This window comes from Cyanobium usitatum str. Tous, assembly GCF_963920485.1.
Lineage (GTDB): Bacteria > Cyanobacteriota > Cyanobacteriia > PCC-6307 > Cyanobiaceae > Cyanobium_A > Cyanobium_A usitatum_A.
In genome coordinates this window covers 2,199,044-2,219,456 of sequence record NZ_OY986431.1, presented here as the reverse complement: position 1 = coordinate 2,219,456, position 20,413 = coordinate 2,199,044, and the positions used below count along the sequence as shown (strand labels likewise).

At 66.4% G+C, this 20,413-nt stretch carries 19 protein-coding genes and 1 riboswitch; of the genes, 12 read left to right on the top strand and 7 right to left on the bottom strand.

The window, feature by feature from the left end:
• The first annotated feature begins 61 nt into the window (after positions 1 to 61).
• From rpaB to U9970_RS12025, 3 genes are read left to right on the top strand one after another with little or no spacing between them, the layout of a single operon-like run.
• Positions 62 to 790, top strand: coding sequence for a response regulator transcription factor RpaB (gene rpaB / locus U9970_RS12035; protein WP_255022695.1), 729 nt, complete (start codon positions 62 to 64; stop codon positions 788 to 790).
• Positions 791 to 829: 39 nt separating this feature from the next.
• On the top strand, positions 830 to 2,338 hold the full coding sequence (gene lysS / locus U9970_RS12030) for a lysine--tRNA ligase (RefSeq protein ID WP_322764385.1): 1,509 nt from the start codon (positions 830 to 832) through the stop codon (positions 2,336 to 2,338).
• A 43-nt stretch (positions 2,339 to 2,381) separates the two neighbouring features.
• Complete coding sequence (locus U9970_RS12025; protein ID WP_190388593.1) at positions 2,382 to 2,645, top strand: hypothetical protein; 264 nt, start codon at positions 2,382 to 2,384, stop codon at positions 2,643 to 2,645.
• 162 nt (positions 2,646 to 2,807) lie between these two features.
• On the opposite strand, the gene U9970_RS12020 is transcribed toward U9970_RS12025, so the two are convergent.
• From U9970_RS12020 to egtB, 4 genes are read right to left on the bottom strand one after another with little or no spacing between them, the layout of a single operon-like run.
• Positions 2,808 to 3,272: a hercynine metabolism protein gene (locus U9970_RS12020; RefSeq protein ID WP_322764384.1), complete on the bottom strand. Its 465-nt coding sequence runs from the start codon at positions 3,270 to 3,272 to the stop codon at positions 2,808 to 2,810.
• Positions 3,269 to 3,505, bottom strand: a complete 237-nt coding sequence (locus tag U9970_RS12015; RefSeq protein ID WP_322764383.1) for a hercynine metabolism small protein — start codon at positions 3,503 to 3,505, stop codon at positions 3,269 to 3,271. Before U9970_RS12015 ends, U9970_RS12020 begins: the two co-directional genes overlap by 4 nt.
• A 17-nt stretch (positions 3,506 to 3,522) precedes the next feature.
• Positions 3,523 to 4,476, bottom strand: coding sequence for an L-histidine N(alpha)-methyltransferase (gene egtD / locus U9970_RS12010; protein WP_322764382.1), 954 nt, complete (start codon positions 4,474 to 4,476; stop codon positions 3,523 to 3,525).
• Between the two features lies 1 nt (position 4,477).
• The gene (egtB, locus tag U9970_RS12005; RefSeq protein ID WP_322764381.1) at positions 4,478 to 5,629 is read right to left on the bottom strand and encodes an ergothioneine biosynthesis protein EgtB; all 1,152 of its coding nucleotides are present in this window, start codon (positions 5,627 to 5,629) and stop codon (positions 4,478 to 4,480) included.
• Positions 5,630 to 5,710: 81 nt separating this feature from the next.
• Between egtB and U9970_RS12000 the strand changes: the two genes are divergently transcribed.
• Both U9970_RS12000 and U9970_RS11995 read left to right on the top strand, forming a co-directional pair.
• Entirely contained in the window at positions 5,711 to 6,712 is a 1,002-nt protein-coding gene (locus U9970_RS12000; protein WP_322764380.1) for a cysteine synthase A, read from the top strand.
• Positions 6,712 to 8,685 (top strand): serine/threonine protein kinase, encoded by a 1,974-nt coding sequence (locus U9970_RS11995; protein ID WP_322764379.1) that lies wholly within the window; start codon positions 6,712 to 6,714, stop codon positions 8,683 to 8,685. Before U9970_RS12000 ends, U9970_RS11995 begins: the two co-directional genes overlap by 1 nt.
• 25 nt (positions 8,686 to 8,710) lie before the next feature.
• Here U9970_RS11995 and smpB read toward each other — a convergent pair whose 3' ends face one another.
• On the bottom strand, positions 8,711 to 9,208 hold the full coding sequence (gene smpB, locus U9970_RS11990; protein ID WP_322764378.1) for an SsrA-binding protein SmpB: 498 nt from the start codon (positions 9,206 to 9,208) through the stop codon (positions 8,711 to 8,713).
• Positions 9,209 to 9,270: 62 nt separating this feature from the next.
• On the opposite strand from smpB, the gene ruvB reads away from it, so the two are divergent.
• The 7 genes from ruvB (at position 9,271) to katG (ending at position 17,017) form a co-directional block, all read left to right on the top strand.
• Positions 9,271 to 10,353: a Holliday junction branch migration DNA helicase RuvB gene (gene ruvB, locus U9970_RS11985; protein WP_322764377.1), complete on the top strand. Its 1,083-nt coding sequence runs from the start codon at positions 9,271 to 9,273 to the stop codon at positions 10,351 to 10,353.
• A 5-nt stretch (positions 10,354 to 10,358) separates the two neighbouring features.
• A complete protein-coding gene (locus U9970_RS11980) occupies positions 10,359 to 11,126 on the top strand; it encodes a tetratricopeptide repeat protein (RefSeq protein ID WP_322766128.1) in 768 nt (255 codons plus the stop codon).
• A gap of 14 nt (positions 11,127 to 11,140) precedes the next feature.
• On the top strand, positions 11,141 to 12,373 hold the full coding sequence (locus U9970_RS11975; protein ID WP_322764376.1) for an amidohydrolase: 1,233 nt from the start codon (positions 11,141 to 11,143) through the stop codon (positions 12,371 to 12,373).
• Positions 12,370 to 12,588 (top strand): DUF3188 domain-containing protein, encoded by a 219-nt coding sequence (locus U9970_RS11970; RefSeq protein WP_322764375.1) that lies wholly within the window; start codon positions 12,370 to 12,372, stop codon positions 12,586 to 12,588. The genes U9970_RS11975 and U9970_RS11970 overlap by 4 nt, the downstream gene beginning before the upstream one ends.
• A complete protein-coding gene (locus U9970_RS11965; protein WP_322764374.1) occupies positions 12,585 to 13,175 on the top strand; it encodes a HEAT repeat domain-containing protein in 591 nt (196 codons plus the stop codon). Before U9970_RS11970 ends, U9970_RS11965 begins: the two co-directional genes overlap by 4 nt.
• Before the next feature lie 5 nt (positions 13,176 to 13,180).
• Positions 13,181 to 13,298: riboswitch (TPP riboswitch) on the top strand.
• Between the two features lie 42 nt (positions 13,299 to 13,340).
• On the top strand, positions 13,341 to 14,723 hold the full coding sequence (gene thiC / locus U9970_RS11960) for a phosphomethylpyrimidine synthase ThiC (RefSeq protein WP_322764373.1): 1,383 nt from the start codon (positions 13,341 to 13,343) through the stop codon (positions 14,721 to 14,723).
• A 98-nt stretch (positions 14,724 to 14,821) separates the two neighbouring features.
• Positions 14,822 to 17,017 (top strand): catalase/peroxidase HPI, encoded by a 2,196-nt coding sequence (gene katG / locus U9970_RS11955; protein WP_322764372.1) that lies wholly within the window; start codon positions 14,822 to 14,824, stop codon positions 17,015 to 17,017.
• 100 nt (positions 17,018 to 17,117) lie between these two features.
• Here the strand turns inward: katG and tkt are convergent, their stop codons facing one another.
• Positions 17,118 to 19,124, bottom strand: a complete 2,007-nt coding sequence (gene tkt / locus U9970_RS11950; protein ID WP_322764371.1) for a transketolase — start codon at positions 19,122 to 19,124, stop codon at positions 17,118 to 17,120.
• A 34-nt stretch (positions 19,125 to 19,158) separates the two neighbouring features.
• Positions 19,159 to 20,406 (bottom strand): beta-ketoacyl-ACP synthase II, encoded by a 1,248-nt coding sequence (gene fabF / locus U9970_RS11945; protein WP_322764370.1) that lies wholly within the window; start codon positions 20,404 to 20,406, stop codon positions 19,159 to 19,161.
• Positions 20,407 to 20,413 lie beyond the last annotated feature (7 nt).

Sequence of the window (20,413 nt, the reverse complement as noted above, 5' to 3'; positions counted from 1 at the left end):
CATTTCAGACGCCTTCTCCGATTCCCTGGGGCCTGCCCCGGTTGAGCCCAAAGCCACCGTGATGGTGGTGGACGACGAAGCCGCCGTGCGCCGGGTGCTGGTAATGCGCTTGCAGCTGGCTGGCTACCGGGTGATCTGCGCTGAAGACGGCGAGGAAGCCCTCAGCCTGTTTCACCAAGAGCAGCCCGATCTCGTCGTGCTCGACGTGATGCTGCCCAAGTTGGACGGCTTTGCGGTTTGCCGTCGGCTGCGGGCTGAATCCTGCGTGCCGATCATTTTCCTTTCTGCCCTTGATGCGATCGCCGAGCGGGTGTCGGGCCTAGATCTCGGCGCTGACGACTACCTGCCCAAGCCCTTCAGCCCTAAGGAGCTCGAAGCCCGCATCGCCACAATCCTGCGCCGGGTTGGCCGCGGTTCAGCTGCCACTGAGCCGCGCGAGGTGCCCAGTGGCAGCGGCGTGTTGCGGGTGGGAGATCTGGTGGTGGACACCAACCGCCGCCAGGTGACCCGCGATAGCGAGCGCATCGGTCTTACTTACACCGAATTCAGCCTGCTGGAGCTGCTGTTCCGGGAACCGGGTCGGGTGGTGCCCCGGGCCGAAATCCTTGAGCAGCTTTGGGGCTACCCCCCCCGCCGGGCCGCCGACTTGCGGGTGGTGGACGTGTACGTGGCTCGCCTGCGCGGCAAACTCGAGCCCGACCCTCGCAATCCGGAGCTGATCCTCACGGTGCGCGGCACTGGCTACGCCTCTCAGCGGATGGCGGAAGCAAGCCTGGCTGCCAACGGCTAGCGCTCCTGCAGGATAGGCCGATTCAGCCCCCTGTCTGCCTTGTCGGATCTGCGCGAGACCCGTCTGGAGAAAGCCGCCGCCCTAGCCGCCCTCGGCCAGGGTCCCTACGGCCTGCGCTTTGAGCCCAGCCACCGCACGGCGGCTTTGCAGCAGGACCATGCCGACCTGGCCAACGGTGAGGAGCGGCAACTGGAAGTGGCCGTGGCAGGCCGGGTAATGACTCGCCGCGTGATGGGCAAGCTCGCCTTCTTCACCCTGGCGGATGAAACCGGTCTGATTCAGCTGTTTATTGAGAAGGCCACCCTCGAGGCCTCCGTGCCGGAGGATCCCGAGGTCTTTGCCCACCTCACCTCCTTGGTGGATGCGGGCGACCTGATCGGCGTGCAGGGCAGCCTGCGCCGCACCGATCGCGGTGAGCTTTCGGTGAAGGTGAAGGGCTGGACCATGCTCTGCAAGAGCCTGCAGCCCCTGCCCGACAAGTGGCACGGCCTCGCGGATGTGGAGAAGCGCTACCGCCAGCGCTATCTCGATTTGATCGTGTCGCCCCACACTCGCGAAACCTTCCGGCGCCGGGCCGTGGCGGTGAGCTCCATGCGCCGCTGGCTCGATGAGCGCGAGTTTCTGGAGATCGAAACGCCGGTGCTTCAGAGTGTGCCCGGCGGCGCTGATGCCCGGCCGTTTGAAACCCACCACAACGCCCTCGATCTGCCCCTCACCCTGCGCATTGCCACCGAGCTGCACCTCAAGCGGCTGGTGGTGGGCGGCTTCGAGCGGGTCTACGAGCTGGGGCGCATCTTTCGCAACGAGGGCATCAGCACCCGCCACAACCCCGAGTTCACCTCGGTGGAGATCTACCAGGCCTACGCCGACTACACCGACATGATGGAGCTCACCGAGCAGTTGATTGCTCACGTGTGCCAGCAGGTGTGTGGCAGTACCCAGATCAGCTATCAGGGCACCGACATCGACCTAGCGCCCCCTTGGCGGCGGGCCACCATGCACGAATTGGTGCAAGCCGCCACCGGCCTTGATTTCAATTGTTTTGATAGCCGCGAGGCAGCTGCAGCAGCCATGGCAGCCCAGGGGCTGGAGGTGCCAGCTCTGGCCGATTCCGTCGGCCGGTTGTTGGTGGAGGCCTTCGAGCAGCGGGTGGAGGCTGAGCTGATCCAGCCCACTTTCGTGGTCGATTACCCGGTGGAGAACTCACCCCTGGCTCGGGCCCATCGCAGCAAGCCCGGCATGGTGGAGCGCTTCGAGTTGTTCATCGTTGGCCGTGAAACCGCCAACGCCTTCAGCGAGTTGATTGATCCGGTGGACCAGCGCCAGCGGCTTGAGGCCCAGCAGGAGCGCCGTGCTGCCGGCGACGACGAGGCCCAGGGCGTTGACGAGGACTTCATCCAAGCCCTAGAGGTAGGTATGCCTCCCACTGGTGGACTGGGCATTGGCATTGATCGGCTGGTGATGCTGCTCACCGACAGCCCCTCGATCCGTGATGTGATCGCCTTCCCGCTCCTGCGTCCCGAGGGCCGGCCGAGCACAATGGGATAATTGTTTCAGTAGGCAATCTCCCCCATTGGGGGCCAGCGATTCCATGAGTGGCGAGCGCGTTGGTTTTCGCTTCAAACACGCGGATGCTGTGGTGAAGCGCAACCCCCAGGGCCGCTCGCGCCGGGGCTGGGTAATGGAGCCGGTGGAGCAGACCACCAGCCGCGGCACCAAGATGCCCGCTTACCGAATCCGTTGGCGGGACAGTGAACGTCCCGAGATCGTGCTGCAGCACATGCTGATCGCCGATCCCGACCCCACCCCTCCGCCCGAAGGCGTCAGCCTGGTGCCGCCTGCTCCCAAGGCTTGATTGTTGTCCGGACTGGTTTTCATCAAACCTGACCAGCCCCAGCCCCGCCGGCCTAGGGGCAGCTGATGTGATTGCGGGCTCTTCCGAATTCTGTACAGCCTGTACGGAATTCAGCACACCCTGAATTAGGGCCCAGCCCAGGAGCCCCACCGAGAAGTATCCCTAGCGCCGCCGCAGCTCCTCTAGGGCCTGTTCGGCCTCGAAGCTGGCCCAGTCCTGCTCGAGGCTGGAGGCCCGTGGCTGGCGGGGACGGCTCTCCAGTTCGCCCAGTTCGCGCTCCACGGCCGCGAAGCTCACCCCCAGTTCACCGAGGCGTTGCCAGCGTTGCCGGCCCTGTTCCATCAGGGCCTGTTGGTGGGCTTCAGCCCGCTCGGCCAGGGCTGTGGCGCCGGCGGCGCGGGATTTCACCACACGCTCCTGCCAGCAGCGGATTTCAGCGGCCAATTGCAGCAGGGCCTGGCGCTCCTGTTCCGCCTGTCTTTGCAATTGGCGCCGCTGCCCTACCAGTTGGGCCTGGCGATCCCGGGCTTCCTGCTCGCCAAGTAGGGCTTCCTGGCTGGGGTTGGCGGCGAGAAAGGCCGCCAGCTGCTGCTCCAGCCGCGCCTCCAGTTCGTCGAGCCAGCTCATGGGGTGGGCTGGCCGGCGGGCGTGGTGATCACCGGCGCCTCGATCTCCTGCTGCAGCGGCGTGATCGCCGCTTCGCGGGAGCGCAGCAGCAGCTGGGTGAGTCGGGCGATTGCCCCCTCGCCTAGGTCCTGGCTGCCGATGCGATCAAAGGCGCCTCGATACAGCTCCTCAAGCTCGGCGATCAGGCCCTCGCGCACCTGACGCATGGCAGTCCGTTGCTCCTCTCGACCCATGACTTTGTTGCCTCTACTTAGGAGTCTGCCGTCACCAGCAGATGTAGGGATAGGTCGCCGGCGGGATCGCTCCAGCGGCCGACGCTTTGCCAGCCGGCGCGTTCCGCCAGGGCGGTGAATTCCTCCGGGCCGTATTTGACGCTGTACTCGGTGATCAGCGGCTCTCCAGCCGCGAAATTCCAGATCTCGCCCCCCAGCTGCACCGACTGGGCCTGGCGGCTCACCAGGGCCATGGCAATGCGGCTGTGCTCCGGCTGCCAGCGGGCGCTGTAGGCGAAGGCCTCGGGTTCGAAGTTGCCCTCTAGGTCGCGGTTGAGGCGCACCAGCAGGTTGCGGGCGAAGGCGGCTGAAACTCCGGCGGCATCGTTGTAGGCGGCCTCCAGGCGCTCCATGGCTTTGGGCTGGTCGGTGCCGATCAGCAGCCTGGCGCCGGGGCCCAGCAGCTGGCCTAGCTGCAGCAGCAGCGCCTCGGCCTCCTTGGGGCTGAAGTTGCCGATTGAACTGCCGGGGTAGAAGCCGAGTCGCCGCTGCCCCGCCAACAGCGGGTGCCCCGGCAGATCCGTCAGCTGGCTGTAGTCGCAGCAGATGCCCAGCACGGGCACCGCCGGGTGGCGTGCCTGCAGGTCCACGCAGCTTTGCTGGAGATGGTCGGCGCTGATGTCGAGGGCCACGTAGGCCGGTGGCTGCAGCGCCTCCAGCAGGGGCCCCACCTTGCGGGCATTGCCGGCGCCAAACTCCACCAGCACCCCTGGCCCCAGCGCTGCTGCCAGCTCAGGCGCCCGCGCTTCCAGCAGGGCGGTTTCGGTGCGGGTGAGCCCGTATTCCGGCTGCTCGCAGATCGCTTCAAACAGCCGTGAGCCCTCGGCGTCATACAGCAGCCAGGCCGGCAGCTGACGCGGTTGCCGGGCCATGCCTTCGATCACCAGCCGCCGCATGTCGGCCGGTTCGGGGTGGAGGTCGATCAGTTGCATGTCAGCCGCCATCGCGGGCTAGGCGTAGGCCGGCGGCTAGCCAGCGGCTCGCCGGCGGATAGAAGTTGCGGTAGGTGAGCCGTTCGTGGCCTGGCGGGGTGAGGAAGCAGCTGCCGCGCAACACCATCTGGGAACTCATGAACTTGCCGTTGTATTCCCCCACCGCCCCGGCTGCCGGCGCGAAGCCCGGATAGGGCCGGTAGGGGCTGGCGCTCCACTGCCAGAGCACCCCGAAGGCCTGTTCAAGTTCTGGTGCCAGCAGCTCCCATTCGGCTTCGCCCGGCAGTCGGGCACCGGCCCAGCGGGAGTAGGCATCGGCTTCAAACCAGCTCAGGTGCCGCACCGGCAGCTCGGAGCGCCGCGGCTGACGCCCCGCCAGCGAAAATTCCTCGCCGTCGCGCCAATAGCGCGGCCCCAGCCAGCCCCGGGCTTGCGCCACTGCCCAGCCCTCGCTCATCCACAGCTCCGGCCGCTTGTAGCCGCCATCGGCAATGAAGGCTGCATATTCGCCGTTGCTCACCAAACGGGAGCTGAGCGCAAAGGGTTCGAGCCACTGGCGGTGCCTGGGCGCCTCGTTGTCGAAATGAAAGCTGCCACCTGGATGGCCGATCTCCACGAGCCCCCCCTCGTGCTGCAGCCAGGTGGGCTCTTGGGCAACGCTCGCCTGATAGGCAGCCTCCGGCTCTGGGCCATATGCCGGCTCGAGCGGGTTGCGGCTGAAGCCATCCAGCAGGTCCATTAGCAGCAGCTCCTGGTGCTGCTGCTCGTGCTGCAGCCCCAGTTCCACCAGCTCCAGCCGGGGATCGCCGGGCTCCAGCTGCTCCAACAGGCTGAACAGGGCCCCATCCAGCCGCTGCCGCCAGGCCCTTACCTCGGCCAGGGCCGGCCGGCTGAGCAGGCCCCGCTGGGGCCGGGGGTGGCGGGCTCCTACTGAGTCGTAATAGCTGTTAAAAAGAAAGCCCCAGGCGTCTGGTGACACTGGGCTACGCAGCACAAACTGCTCAAAAAACCAGGTGGTGTGGCCTAGGTGCCACTTGGGCGGGCTGGCATCGGCCATGCCCTGCAGACAGACGTCTTCAGGCTGCAGGGGTGCCACCAGCTCGAGGCTGCGTTGGCGCACCTGCGCGTAGCGCGCCTTCAGCTCTTGCCCCATGCCGCTGCCGCCAATCTGGGGCTAATTCAGGCCTGACCTTAGGGACCTTGCCTACGATCCCGCCACGCAACGCACGTGGATATGGCCGGCATCACTTCAGGGTTCGTGGGCGCCGTTGGCAACACGCCCCTGATCCGGCTCAACGCCCTGAGCGAGCAAACGGGCTGCGAGATCCTCGGCAAGGCCGAGTTCATGAATCCTGGGGGGTCTGTCAAGGACCGGGCGGCCCTAGGCATCCTGCTGGAGGCGGAGGAGCAGGGGCTGCTGCAGCCTGGAGGCACGGTGGTGGAAGGCACCGCTGGCAACACCGGCATTGGCCTCACCCACCTCTGCAACGCCCGCGGCTACCGGGCCCTGATCGTGATCCCCGACACCCAGTCGGCCGAGAAGATCGGCCTGCTGCGCAGCCTCGGCGCCGAGGTGCGCACGGTGCCGGCGGTGCCTTACCGCGACCCCAACAACTACGTGCGGCTTTCGGGTCGTATCGCCGCCGAAACGCCCGGGGCCGTGTGGGCCAACCAGTTCGACAACCTGGCCAACCGCCGCGCCCATTTCAACTCCACCGGTCCGGAGATCTGGCAGCAAACCGCTGGGGCGGTGGATGCCTGGGTGGCGGCCACTGGCACCGGCGGCACCTATGCCGGGGTTGCCCTGTTTTTGAAGCAGCAAAACCCCGCCGTGCGCTGTGTGCTGGCCGACCCCCACGGCAGCGCCTTGCACGCCTGGGCCAGCCGGGGTGAGCTGGTCAGTGAGGGAAGTTCGATTACCGAGGGGATTGGCAACAGCCGCGTTACCGCCAACCTGGAAGGTGCTCCCATCGATGATGCCGTGCGCATCGACGACCAGACCGCGCTCGAGACGATCTACCAGCTGCTGTGGCAGGAGGGCCTGTTTTTGGGCGGCTCGGTGGGCATCAACGTGGCCGCGGCGGTGGAAACGGCCCGGCGGCTTGGTCCTGGCCACACGATCGTGACCGTGTTGTGCGACAGCGGTGATCGCTACCGATCGCGGCTCTATGACGCCGAGTGGCTGGCGGGCAAGGGCTTACATCAACCCCTGCGGCCCTCGCTGGAGGTGGGCTGATGGCGGTGCAGGCGGGTCAGTTGATCGGCGAGCGCTACCGGCTTGAGCAACGCCTTAGCTCGGCTCCGCCGGGGGAGGCACCCCAGGGGGAACTCTGGCGCGCTAGCGATCAGCTAGCCACCGAGGCGCCGATGGCTCTGCGGCTGCTGGGCCCAGCCATCGACCCGGCTCGGGCGCGCCTGCTCTGGGGCCGGCTGCAAGGGCTGCTCCATCCCCAGGTGCCCCGGCTCGGGGCGGCCATTGAGGCTCAGGAGGGTTTGTGGCTGGTGCGCGAGTGGCAGGCCGGCCGCACCTACCAACTGCTGCTGCAGGCCCGTGCCGAGCGCCAATTGGTGTTTGGTGCCGGCGAGGTGCTGCTGCTGCTGCGCCAGCTGCTGCCGGTGCTGGCCGTATTGCATAGCCAGCAGCTGGTGCACGGCGACCTCAGCCCCGCCAACCTGCTGCGCCGCGACAGCGACGGGCTGCCGGTGTTGCTCGATTTCGGCTTGGTGGCAGGCACGGCCGCCGCCACCCCGGGCTACGCCCCTCCCGAGCGGGTTCGGGTCGCCGAGCCAGAGCCCTGGATGGATCTGCATGCCCTCGGCGTGGTGGCCCTAGTGCTGCTTAGCGGCGAGGAGCCCGCCCGGCTACTGGATCCGGTCACCATGGCCTGGCGTTGGCCGGCGGCCCTCACTGCTGAACCGGCCTTGCAGGCCCAAATCAGCCGCCTGCTGGAGCGCCAGCCTGGCGAGCGCTTTGCTTCCGCTTCCCAGGCCCTGGCCGCCTTTCAGGCTATACCCATGCCAGAGAGCACCGGTCCGGTGCCCCGCGCCGACCGCACCGTCGCCCTGGTGCACCCACCACCTCCAGCACCAGCACCAGCACCTGCACCTGCAGCTCCTGCTGAACCCGCTCCGGAGCCGCCCCAGCCGCCTTCACCCCAGCCGCCTTCGCCCGCCGCCCTGCGTAGCCGCTTGGAGGAGCGCGAGGAGGTCGCTGAAGGAGGCGTCTGGCCGGTGGTGATTGCCCTGGTGCTGTCGGCCGTTGTGGGCACCGCCCTGGGCTGGTGGTGGCTGAGCCGCGGCCGCCTGACCCTGCCCACCCCCGATGCGGCCCTGCAGTTGCCCAACAGTCTGCCGCCGGCGGAGGTGGATCAGCGCCAGCAGCTGCTCAACCGGCTGCGGGCCATGCAGGTGGATCGGGGCTGGTTCTTGAAGTTGGTGGATGCCAGCCTGCTGGCCCAGTTTCCGGAGCGGGGCGGCCGCCTGCCCAGCGATTCCCTCGACGACTCCCCTCTGCGCAAGGTTTGGAATGAGCTTGCAGAGGAGTGGCTAGCTCGGGTGGAGCAACTTCCCCTCGAGATTCGGCGCCGCTTGGGTTCCTACACAAACGGCGACTGGGAGAGGCGTCAGCAGGCCCTGGTTAGCCAGGGACTCAGTTCAGCGGTGTTGCGCCAGCTGGTGTCGGGTAGTGCCCAGAGCCTGCTGCCCGGCCGCTCCGGCGCTGACATCCCGGCCGAGCCCTTTCGCCAGCTTTGGTTTGCCGCGGCGGAGCAGGGCCTGGCCAACGTGCAGATCGAGGCGATTCAGGCCCAGGCCCAGGCAACCCAGGTGATTTCAGCCCAGGTGGAGGCTGGTGGTGCCCGGCTGTTCCCGGTGCGGTTGCCGCCGGGCTATCGCCTGGTGCTGGGCGTGAACGGCTCGCCCTTGATGCAGATGAGTGTGTTTAGTGCCGATGGCGAGCTGCTGGAAGCCAAGGGGCCCCTGCGGGTTGTCAGTCTGGGGGTGCAGAAGAACTCCCCAGTGCAGCTGCTGGTGACCAACGAGGGCGTGGCGCCGGCCCTGATCACCCTGTCGTTGCGGGCCGATCCGCCCCCTGTCGAGATGGCGCCGGTGGCCGTCCCCGAACCCTCACCGCCGGCGCCGGCGGCCCCGCTAGAGCCTCCCCAGCCAGACGCCGATCCCCTGCCGCCCGTGCCACCGCCAGTGAACTGACTGGTTCCGTACAACCTGTACGGAATTAGAGCCGGGCGATTGCGGCCTTGGCGTCCTTGATGTCCTGCTTGCGCCGCTCCTCGTGACGCTTGTCGTGCAGCTTGCGGCCCTTGGCCAGACCGATGGTCAGCTTGATCCAGGAGCCCTTGAGGTGCAGGTTCAGGGGGATCAGGGTGAGGCCTTTTTGATCTAAGGCAATCCGCATTTTGTCAATTTCGCGGCGGTGGGCCAGCAATTTGCGTACCCGCAACGGCTCGTGGTTGAAAAAGGCGCTGGCATGGCTGTGGGGCGAAATGTGCACGTTGTGCAGTTGCAGTTCGCCTTTGCGAATCAGGCAGAAGCCATCGCGCAGGTTTGATTGCCCGGCCCGGATCGACTTCACCTCGGTGCCAAATAGCTCCAGGCCGCACTCCAGGGTTTCCAGGATTTCGTATTGATGCCTGGCAAAGCGGTTGTCGGCCAGCAGCTTGTTGGCGGCATCGCGCTGGGCCTTAGCGCTCTTCTTGCCCCCGCCCTTGGCCATCGCTGCTCCGCAACCGTCCCCTTGATCTACCGACCCTAGGGAGCCCCCGGTACCCTCGCTGCATGGCCATCGTCTCCTCGGGATCCACGGCGCCCCGCGGCCGCCCCAGCCGCGACGAGCCACCAGCGCGCTTTGTGGACCCCGCTCCCGTGCTCGAGGAGGTCCCCGCCGCGGCCAGTGGCCTGCACCGGGAAGACAGTCTCCGCCCCAAGCGCCTGGCCGATTACATCGGCCAGAGCGAGCTCAAGCAGGTGCTGGCCATTGCGGTGGAGGCCACCCGCGCCCGCCAGGAGGCCCTCGACCACGTGCTGCTCTACGGCCCACCGGGCCTGGGCAAAACCACCATGGCTTTGGTGCTGGCCGAGGAGTTGGGGGTGCGCTGCCGCATCACCAGCGCCCCGGCCCTGGAGCGCCCCCGCGACATCGTTGGCCTGCTGGTCAACCTGCAGCCCCATGAGCTGCTGTTCATCGACGAGATTCATCGGCTCAACCGGGTGGCCGAGGAAATTCTTTATCCAGCGATGGAGGATTACCGCCTCGATCTCACCGTGGGTAAGGGCACGACAGCCCGCACCCGCAGCCTGGATCTGCCACCTTTCACGCTTGTTGGCGCCACCACCCGGGCCGGATCGCTGAGTTCACCGCTGCGGGATCGCTTTGGCCTGATTCAGCGGCTTGAGTTTTACGGGCTCGATGAACTTCAGCAAATTGTGGAGCGGGCCGCTGGCCTGCTGAAGATCAAGCTGGATGGTGGGGCTGCCCTGGAAGTTGCCCGCCGCTGTCGCGGCACCCCCCGCATCGCCAATCGCCTGCTGCGTCGGGTGCGCGATGTGGCTTCGGTGCGGGGCCATGGCCGCATCGGCGCCCCCCTGGTGGCCGAGGCCCTCAGCCTGCATCGCGTCGACGACCGCGGCCTCGATGCCAGTGACCGGCGCTTGCTGACCCTGATGCTCGAGGGCTACGGCGGCGGCCCCGTGGGCCTCGACACCCTGGCCGCTGGTCTCGGCGAAGATTCCGCCACCCTTGAAGCGGTGGTGGAGCCCTACCTGTTGCAGTTGGGTTTTCTGCAGCGCACCCCCCGGGGACGGCTGGTTACCCCGGCGGGCCGCAACCACCTGGGCTGGCCGGCTAATGCGGCCGCATGACCAGCATGCCAACCATGATTCCTACGTTGTTTTCCTTGCTGCTGGGCCTGCAGCTGCTGCTGCCCCAGCTGTTTGATCAGGCCCTCAGCGCCAGCCGGCAGGGGCGCTTTGATGAGGCCCTACCCCTCTGGAACCAGGTGCTGGAGGTGGCCCCAGGCGATGCGGCGGCCTGGAGCAATCGGGGCAATGTGCAGCTGGCCCTGGGCGATCCCCGCGCCGCCATCGCTGACCAGACCAAGGCGATGCAGCTCGACGGCGATAGCCCCGATCCCCACCTCAATCGCGGCACAGCCGAGGAGGCCTTGGGCCAGTGGGCTGCCGCCGAAGCCGACTACCGCTGGATCCTGGAGCGCGCCCCGCAGGAAGCGGGTGAACCGCGCGCCTCGGCCCTCTACAACCTCGGCAACGTGCAGGGCTCCCTGGGCGACTGGCAGGAGGCGCGAAGTTGCTTTGAGGCCGCTTCCCTGGCTAGGCCAGGCTTCGCCATGGCCCGCTCCAGCGCTGCCCTGGCGGCCTTCCAGCTGGGCGATCGCGCCGAGGCCGAGCGGCAGCTGCGCAACCTGATCCGCCGCTATCCCCTGTTTGCGGATGCCCGAGCTGGCCTCACGGCGCTGCTCTGGCAGAAGGGGGCTCGCGGTGAGGCCGAAAGCAACTGGGCGGCCGCCTCTGGCCTCGATCCCCGCTACCGGCAGCAAGAATGGTTGCTTTCGACGCGGCGCTGGCCCCCCGAGCCGGTGGAAGCTTTGGCGCAATTCCTCGCTTTGGCCCCCTGAACGATGGCCCTCGAATGACGGCAACACCCTGCAGCTTGAATTGGCAGGCCTTGGGACTTGAGCAGGCCCTGGCCGAGGTGCTGCCGGAGCTGATCCAGTTGCGGCGTCATATCCATCGCCACCCCGAGCTCAGTGGCCATGAGCAGCAGACCGCTGCCCTGGTGGCAGGTGAGCTGCGGCGCTGGGGTTGGCAGGTGCGCGAGGGGGTCGGTCGCACCGGCGTACTGGCGGAGCTGGGGCCAGAGCAGGGGCCTGATGGCTTGCCCGCCCCCCTGGTGGCCCTGCGGGTGGATATGGATGCCCTGCCGGTGGAGGAGCGCACCGGCCTCGACTACGCCTCCACCCAGCAGGGCTTGATGCATGCCTGCGGCCACGACCTGCACACCGCCGTGGGACTGGGGGTGGCCTACCTGCTGGCGGAGCTTGCCGAGCGCCACCCCGAGTTGCTCACGGCCCGGGTGCGGCTGTTGTTTCAGCCCGCTGAGGAAACGGCCCAGGGGGCGGCCTGGATGAAGGCCGATGGCGCCATGGACGGCGTGGCAGCCCTGTTTGGTGTGCACGTGTTTCCCAGCCTGGCGGCGGGCACGATCGGCGTGCGCAGCGGCAGCCTCACGGCGGCGGCCGGGGAGCTGGAGGTGGAGGTGCTGGGCGAGGGCGGCCACGGCGCCCGGCCCCACCAGAGCACCGACGCCATTTGGATTGCGGCGCGGGTGGTGAGTGGTCTGCAGGAGGCGATCAGCCGCCGCCTTGATGCCCTGCACCCGGTGGTGGTGAGTTTTGGGCGGATCGAGGGCGGTAAGGCTTTCAATGTGATCGCTGACCATGTGCGTCTGCTGGGCACGGTGCGCTGCCTCGACACCGACGTGCACGCCCAGCTGCCGGGCTGGATCGAAGACACGGTGCAGGCCCTCTGCCGCGGCCATGGCGGCGAGGCCCGGGTGCGCTATCGGGTGATTTCACCGCCTGTACACAACGACCCTGCCCTCACCGAGCTGGTGGCTGAAGCTGGGGTCGAGTTGCTTGGTCGCCCCCAGGTGCAGTGGCTCGAGCAGCCGTCTTTGGGAGCAGAGGATTTCGCCGAATTGCTCGCTGGCACCCGCGGCACCATGTTTCGCTTGGGGGTGGCGGGGCCTCAGGGCTGCACGCCTTTGCACAGCAACAGCTTTGCTCCCGACGAAGCGTCCCTGCCGGTGGGCATTGGCGTGCTCACCTTGAGCCTGCTGCGCTGGATGGAGCGGCGCCCGTGAAGCAAAGGCCCTGGCTGCGGGGGTTGCTGGCCCTCTCCTCGCCCCTGTTGATCCTGCTGGCGCTGCTGGTGCTGCTGCAGCGCCGCGGCGTCGATCGGATTCCAGCTCTGCCAGCCCTGCTGATCGGCACGGGCTTGCTGGTAACCAGTGCCGTGGGGTGGCGGCGGCGAAGGCGCGAGCTGCTGGCGGCCCTGCGCCACGATGGGGATGTATGACCAATCCCTCCCCCGATCTTGCGGCCCTGCGTGAGGCCATCCTTTGCGGAGACCCCAGTCGGGCCATGCCCGCCCTGGTGGGTTTGCGGGAGGTGCCGCTGGAGCAGGCCGTGCCCTTACTGCTGCTCGGGCTGGAGCAGAGCATGTTCATGGTGCGCTCGCTCAGCTGCGCCGGCCTTGGGGTGAAGCAAAACGAGGCCGGCTGGCAGGCGCTGGTGGCCGCGATGCAGGGCGATGAGGACGCCAATGTGCGGGCCGAAGCGGCCAATGCTCTGGTGAGCCATTCCCTTGAGCGGGCCTGGCCCCTGCTGCGGGATGTGTTTGCAGCCGATCAGCAGTGGCTGGTGCGCTGCAGCATCCTTTCGGCTCTGGCTGAGCAGCCGGCCATTGATCCGGCTTGGTTGCTGGAGCTGGCGTCGATGGCGATTACAGATGCCGATGGCACGGTGCGGGTGGGTGGGGCCGAAATCCTGGCTCGCCTGGTGCGGGAGCAGGGCGCTGCTGAGGCCAGGGTCCTGTTGCAGCAGCTCCAGGCCGACCCCGACCACCGGGTGGTGGCCGCGGCACTTAATGGTCTGCAGAGCTAGGTTGGATAGGTCACTAGGGGTGCCCCGCTGCCGGCTTAATCAGTTGCGCAGCTTCGGGCTGAGATCACACCCTCCGAACCTGATCCGGGTCATGCCGGCGCAGGGAAGTGGAATTGGATTGTGAAACCACTCTCAGGCTGCGCCCCGCCCTATCTGCAGCCTCACATGCGTAGCGCCTGGATCGAGAAGCGTCGCGGCACCGCGAACTATTCCCAGATGTATTACGCCCGCCAGGGCGTAGTGACTGAGGAGATGGCTTATGTGGCCAAGCGGGAAAACCTGCCTGAGTCGCTGGTGATGGAGGAGGTGGCTCGGGGCCGCATGATCATCCCGGCCAACATCAATCACCTCAATTTGGAGCCGATGGCGATCGGTATCGCCAGTCGCTGCAAGGTGAACGCCAACATCGGCGCCTCCCCCAATGCTTCCGATCTCGATGAAGAGGTGGCCAAGCTGCGCCTAGCCGTGAAATACGGCGCCGACACGGTGATGGATCTCTCCACCGGCGGCGTCAACCTCGATGAGGTGCGCACGGCGATCATTAATGCTTCGCCGGTGCCGATCGGCACGGTGCCCGTCTATCAGGCGCTCGAGAGCGTGCATGGCTCGATCGAGAAGCTCGACGCCGACGACTTCCTGCACATCATCGAGAAGCATTGCCAGCAGGGGGTTGATTACCAAACGATCCACGCCGGCCTGCTGATTGAGCACCTGCCCCTGGTGAAGGGTCGCCTCACCGGCATCGTTAGTCGCGGTGGCGGGATCTTGGCCCAGTGGATGCTTTATCACCACAAACAGAACCCCCTGTTCACGCGCTTCGATGACATCATCGAAATCTTCAAGCGCTACGACTGCAGCTTCTCCCTTGGCGACTCCCTGCGGCCGGGTTGCCAGCACGACGCCTCCGACGCCGCCCAGCTGGCTGAGCTCAAAACCCTCGGCCAGCTCACCCGCCGCGCCTGGGAGCACGACATCCAGGTGATGGTGGAGGGTCCGGGCCATGTGCCGATGGATCAGATCGAATTCAACGTCAAAAAGCAGATGGAGGAGTGCAGCGAGGCGCCCTTCTATGTGCTCGGTCCCTTGGTTACCGACATCGCCCCCGGCTACGACCACATCACCAGCGCCATTGGCGCGGCGATGGCCGGCTGGTATGGCACGGCCATGCTCTGCTATGTGACCCCCAAGGAGCACCTGGGCCTGCCCAATGCCGAGGATGTGCGCGAGGGCCTGATCGCCTACAAGATCGCAGCCCACGCCGCCGACATTGCCCGCCATCGCCCGGGGGCCCGCGACCGCGACGACGAACTGAGCCGCGCCCGCTACGCCTTCGACTGGAACAAGCAGTTCGATCTCTCGCTTGATCCGGAGCGGGCCCGCGAGTATCACGACGAAACTCTTCCTGCTGATATCTATAAGCAGGCTGAGTTCTGCTCAATGTGCGGCCCCAAGCACTGCCCAATGCAAACCAAGATCACCGATGAGGATCTAGCTGGGCTGGAGCAGGTGCTGGCGGAGCAGAAAGCAGGGGTCGCCGCATCCGCCTGAGCCAGGCGGGCTGCCGCGGCTAAGTACTGTGACCCTCGCAGGTTGCCCCTGATCGCCCTCTCTAAGGTCCAGACAGTGCGATCAGGCAGGCAAGCACCATGACCGAACTCGGCAAATGCCCCTTCAACCATGGCGGAACTGCGGTTGCGGGTTGCGGTCCCGCGCCGCGCGACTGGTGGCCCCAGCAGCTCAACCTGGGGATCCTGCATCAGCAAAACCCGGCTGCTAATCCTCTAGGTGAGTGGTTCGACTACGCCGAGGCCTTCCGGCAGCTCGACTACGCCGGCCTCAAGCGCGACTTGATCGCGCTGATGACCGATTCGCAGGACTGGTGGCCAGCCGACTGGGGCCACTACGGCGGGCTGTTCATCCGGATGGCCTGGCACAGCGCCGGCACCTACCGCACTGCCGATGGCCGTGGCGGTGGCGGCACTGGCAACCAGCGCTTCGCGCCGATCAACAGCTGGCCCGATAACGGCAACCTCGACAAGGCCCGACGGCTGCTCTGGCCGATCAAGCAGAAATACGGCAACAGCATCTCCTGGGCCGACTTGATGATTCTGGCCGGCAACGCCGCCCTCGAATCGATGGGGCTGCGCACCTTTGGCTTCGGCGGCGGCCGCGCCGACATTTGGCAGCCGGAGGAAGACATCTACTGGGGCAACGAAAAGACCTGGCTCGGCGATGAGCGCTACAGCGGCGATCGCCAGCTGGAAAACCCACTGGCTGCCGTGCAGATGGGGTTGATCTACGTGAACCCCGAAGGACCCAATGGGGTGCCCGACCCCGTGGCGTCAGGGCGTGACGTGCGTGAGACCTTCGCCCGCATGGCGATGAACGACGAGGAGACCGTGGCGCTCACCGCTGGCGGCCACACCTTCGGCAAGGCCCACGGAGCCGGCAGCGAAGAGCTGGTGGGCCCCGCTCCCGAGGGCGCGCCACTGGAGGAGATGGGGCTGGGTTGGCGCAACCGCCACGGCAGCGGCAAAGGTGCCGATGCCACCACCAGCGGCATCGAGGGCGCCTGGAAACCCAATCCCACCCGCTGGGACATGGGCTACTTCGACATGCTGTTTGGCTACGAGTGGGAGCTGATCAAGAGCCCTGCCGGTGCCTGGCAGTGGCAGGCGAAGGATTGCCGCGATGAGCACCTGATCCCTGATGCCCACATCCCTGGGCTCAAGCACCCGCCCATGATGACCACGGCGGATCTGTCCCTGCGCTTCGATCCGATCTACGAGTCGATCTCGCGCTACTTCCACCAGCACCCGGAGGCCTTCGCCGATGCCTTCGCCCGCGCCTGGTTCAAGCTCACCCACCGCGACATGGGGCCCAAGTGCCTCTACCTCGGCCCCGAGGTGCCCGAGGAAGACCTGATCTGGCAGGACCCGATCCCGGCGGTGGATCACCTCTTGGTGGATGAAGCCGCCATCGCCGATCTAAAGGCGCGCGTGCGTGCGTCGGGGCTGAGCACCGCCGAGCTGGTGAGCACCGCCTGGGCCTCGGCCTCCAGCTTCCGCGGCTCCGATAAGCGCGGCGGCGCCAACGGCGCCCGCGTGCGCCTGGCCCCGCAAAAAGATTGGGCCGTGAACCGACCCGAGCAGCTGGAGTGGGTTCTGTCGGTACTCAAGGACATCCAGCAGACGTTCAACGCCTCCCGCTCAGGTGGCGTGCGGGTGTCGCTGGCGGATCTGATCGTGCTGGCCGGTGGCGTTGGCGTGGAGCAGGCCGCCGCCGCGGCCGGTCAACCGGTGGAGGTGCCGTTCACGCCCGGCCGGATGGATGCCGACCAGGAGCACACCGATGCGGTCTCGTTTGCGGTAATGGAGCCCCAGGCCGATGGCTTCCGCAACTGGCAGAAGGGCCCGATGAGCGTGGCGGCTGAGCATCTGCTGGTGGACCGGGCCCAGCTGCTGGGGCTGAGCGCGCCAGAGATGACCGTGCTGGTGGGCGGCCTGCGGGTACTGGGCGCCAACAGCGGCAGCAGCCGCCATGGCGTGTTCACCGAGCGGCCGGGGGTGCTGAGCAACGACTTCTTCGTGAATCTGCTCGACATGGCCACCACTTGGACGCCTATCGACGACAGCGGTGAGCTGTTCGAAGGGCGCGATCGCCGCAGCGGTGAGCTGCGCTGGAGCGGCACGCGGGTGGATCTGGTGTTCGGCTCCAACTCCCAGCTGCGGGCGATCGCCGAGGTGTATGCCCAGAGCGATGGCACGGAGCGTCTTGTGTGCGACTTCGTGGCCGCCTGGGTGAAGGTGATGGAGGCCGATCGCTTCGACCTGAAGGGTTGATCGGTGGCTGCACCCCTGATGCACCCTTCCTGAGCTTCCATTAAAAAAGCCCCGCCAGATTGGCGGGGCTCCTGGCTAAGTAGGGCTCAGCCGTTGGGAATCAGCCCAGCCCCTTGGCAGTGGCCACCACGTTCTCCACGGTGAAGCCAAACTTCTCGAGGCAGACCGGGCCGGGAGCGGATGCGCCGAAGCGGTCGATCGAGATGCAGGCGCCATCGAAGCCGGTGTACTTGTGCCAGCCGAAGGAGCTCGAGGCTTCCACCACAACCCGCTTGCGCACGGCGGCGGGCAGCACGCTCTCGCGGTAGGCGGCATCCTGATCTTCGAACAGCTCGACGCAGGGCATCGAAACCACTCGCACGTTTTTGCCCTCGGCGCGCAGCTGGGCTGCGGCTTTGGTGCAGAGCTCCAGCTCGGTGCCGGTGCCGATCAGGATCAGTTCTGGGGTGCCATTGCTGTCCTCCAGGATGTAGCCACCTTTGGCCACATGGGCTGCAGCCGAACCGGGCTGGTTGGCCATGGCCTGGCGGCTGAGGGCCAGCACGGTGGGGCGCTTGCGGTTGGTGACAGCCACCTGATAAGCACCCATGGTCTCGTTGCCATCGCCGGGGCGCATCACCAGCAGGTTGGGGATGGCGCGCAGGTTGGCGAGGGTTTCCACCGGCTGGTGGGTGGGGCCGTCTTCGCCCAGGCCGATCGAGTCGTGGGTGAGCACGTAGATCACGCCCAGCTCGCTCAGGGCCGAAAGGCGCATGGCGCCGATCATGTAGCCAGCGAACACCAGGAAGGTGCCGCCGTAGGGGATTAGGCCGCTGCCGTGGTAAGCGATGCCATTCATGATCGCTGCCATGGCGTGCTCGCGCACACCGAAGTGCAGATAGCGGTTGGCCTCACCACCCTTCTGGAAGCTGGCTTCGCCCTTGATATCGGTGAGGTTGGAGTGGGTGAGGTCGGCGGAGCCGCCAATCAGCTCGGGCAGGTTGGGGCCGAAGGCGTTAAGGGCGTTGTAGGAGTGCATGCGGGTGGCCAAACCCTTGTCTTCGGGGCTGAAGCTCGGCAGGGAAGCGTCCCAACCCTGGGGCAGCTCGCCGCGCAGCTGGCGCTCAAATTCAGCCGCTTCAGCTGGGTACTGGCTGCGATAGGTGGCCAGGCTGGCGTTCCAGGCGGCTTCTAGTGCTTCACCGCGGGTAATCGCTTGGCGCCAGTGGTCGTAGGCATCCTGGGGAACCTCAAATTCGCCGTAGCTCCAGTCGAGGGCTTTGCGGGTCAGCTCTGCCTCGTCGGCGCCTAGGGCCGCGCCGTGCACTCCAGCGGTATTGGCTTTGTTTGGCGAGCCGTAGCCGATTGTGGTCGTCACCTTGATCAAGCTGGGCTTGTCGGTGACGGCCTTGGCGGCCTCGATGGCTTGGGCAATGGCGGCCACATCGGTGTTGCCATCAGCCACGTGCTGGACGTGCCAGCCATAGGCCTCGTAGCGCTTCAGCACGTCCTCGGTGAAGGAAACCGAGGTGTTGCCGTCGATGGTGATGTGGTTGTCGTCGTAGAGGGCAATCAGCTTGCCCAAGCCCAGGTGGCCGGCCAGGGAGGCGGCTTCACCGCTCACTCCTTCTTGGTTGCAGCCGTCGCCCATGATCACGTAGGTGTAGTGATCAACCAGGTCGCAGCCGGGCTTGTTGAACTTGGCAGCCAGGTGCGCTTCGGCGATCGCCAAGCCCACGGCGTTGGAGATGCCCTGACCCAAAGGTCCAGTGGTGACCTCAACTCCTGGGGTTTCGAAGGTTTCAGGGTGACCAGGGGTGCGGCTGCCCCACTGGCGGAACTGCTTGATGTCTTCGATGGTCACCGAGTCGTAGCCGGTGAGGTGCAGCAGCGCGTAAAGCAACATGCAGCCGTGGCCAGCTGAAAGCACGAAGCGGTCCCGGTTAAACCACTTGGGGTTCTTGGGGTTGTGCTTGAGCAGCTTGTCCCACAGGGCGAAGGCCATGGGGGCGCAGCCCATGGGCAGGCCGGGGTGGCCCGAATTGCTCTTATTGATCGCGTCAATCGCTAAGAAGCGGATGCTGTTGACGCAGAGCGATTCGACGGATGTGGAGGGAGCGGCGACCATGGCTAAGGCAGGTGGGGGAGTGGGAGGAGGAGGCTCACGCCATGCGGCGGAACGCCAGGCAGACGTTGTGACCGCCAAACCCGAAGGAATTGGAGAGCACCACGTTGAGGGTGTGTTCCCTGGCCTGGTTGGGAACCACATCCAGATCGCAGGCCGGATCCGGATTTTGGTAATTGATGGTAGGTGGCACCAGGTTGTGCTCAATAGCCAGCACCGCTGCCACCGCCTCAATGCCGCCGCTGCCACCTAGGAGGTGGCCGGTCATCGACTTGGTGGAGCTCACGGGTATGCGGTATGCCCGATCCCCGAGGGCACTCTTGATGGCGGAGGTTTCGTTGCTGTCGTTGGCCTGGGTGCTGGTGCCGTGGGCGTTGACGTAGTCGACGGCTTCTGGCTCAAGCCGGGCATCTTTGAGGGCAAGACGCATGGCTTCGGCACCGCCGACCCCTCCAGGGGTGGGTGAGGTGATGTGGTGGGCGTCGCAGGTCATGCCGTAGCCCACCACCTCGGCCAGGATCTGGGCACCGCGGGCCCGGGCGTGCTCCAGGCTCTCGAGCACAATTACGCCGGCGCCTTCGCCGATCACGAAGCCGTTGCGCTCGGCGTCGAAGGGGCGACTGGCCGTGCTGGGGTCGTCGTTGCGGAAGGACAACGCCTTAGCGCTGGCAAATCCCGCTACTCCCAAAGGGGTAATGGCCGATTCGGCACCACCAGCGACCATCACGTCGGCTAGGCCCATCTGGATCAACCGGTAGGCATCACCGATGGCATTGGAGCCGGCGGCGCAGGCGGTGGCTACCGCACTGCTGGGACCCTTGGCACCAAGGGCAATCGCCGTGAGGCCAGTGGCCATGTTGGGGATCATCATCGGCACGCAGAACGGACTCACCCGATCCGGGCCCCGATCCTTGAGCACGTGGGCCTGGGTTTCCATCATCAGCAGGCCGCCAACGCCGGAGCCGATGGCCGTGCCAACCCGATGTTGGTTGGACTCATCAATGGTGAGTCCCGCATGGGCAACTGCTTGCTTGGCGGCGATTACCCCAAACTGACAAAAGCGATCCCAGCGCTTGGATTCCTTCAGCTCGAGCCAGCCGGAGGGGTCAAAATCTTTAACTTCAGCTGCGAAGCGACAGGCGTGACGACTGGCATCAAAAAGAGTGATGCCCGCCACGCCATTGCGCGCCGTGCTCAGACCCTCCCAGTAGCTGGAGACGTCGTTACCGATCGGTGTGATCGCGCCGAGACCGGTGACGACGACGCGCTGGAGACCCTGCACCATGGGGTGG